This window comes from Parendozoicomonas verongulae (assembly GCF_009711465.1).
Taxonomy (GTDB): domain Bacteria; phylum Pseudomonadota; class Gammaproteobacteria; order Pseudomonadales; family Endozoicomonadaceae; genus Sansalvadorimonas; species Sansalvadorimonas verongulae.
On the sequence record NZ_SMME01000689.1, the window covers coordinates 1,969 to 2,451 of the forward strand.

1 protein-coding gene is annotated in these 483 nt (G+C 54.0%); it reads left to right on the top strand.

The features are described from left to right. Nucleotides 1–239 precede the first annotated feature (239 nt). Nucleotides 240–455, top strand: a complete 216-nt coding sequence (locus tag E1189_RS02890; protein ID WP_155158551.1) for a hypothetical protein — start codon at nt 240–242, stop codon at nt 453–455. Nucleotides 456–483: the final 28 nt, after the last annotated feature.

Here is a 483-nt window from a genome sequence, read left to right on the forward strand (position 1 = left end):
CTTGCAACGAGCATAACCCCTGATTTAATTCAGGCACGAAAGGCTAGCCGATGAGTAAGGCTGGGGCAATTTTCAAACACGGTAAAATTATGGATCCGAACCGTTCCAGGGGAGGGATTGCTCAATATCAACATCTTTCCGGGTCTGATCTGTTGAAGCCATAGCGGTTCTTTTTCAATCCTGTCTTATTTCTTTTTGATCAGTTTCTCCTTGCACCGGACGTTATTGCTACTCCGGCGATGAGAGCTAAGCAGGTTGACCGTATCGAAGATGGCGCCGCAGGAACAGGTGGTGTTCTGCTTCCCTATGCACCGGGCATCCCTGCTGCTCTGGCGGTGAGAGTTAAGCCGACTGACCGTATTGAAGATGAGGCCGCAGGAGCAGGTGGTGCTCTGCTTCCCCTTGCACGGGGCGTCTTGGCTGCCCCGGCGGTGGGATTTAAGCAGGCTGGGTGAAGCGAAGGTGGCACCGCAGGGGCAGGTG

Bases quoted from the DNA above. Each gene is read 5' to 3' on its own strand.
- E1189_RS02890 (WP_155158551.1), top strand. From the start codon at position 240: ATGAGAGCTAAGCAGGTTGACCGTATCGAAGATGGCGCCGCAGGAACA.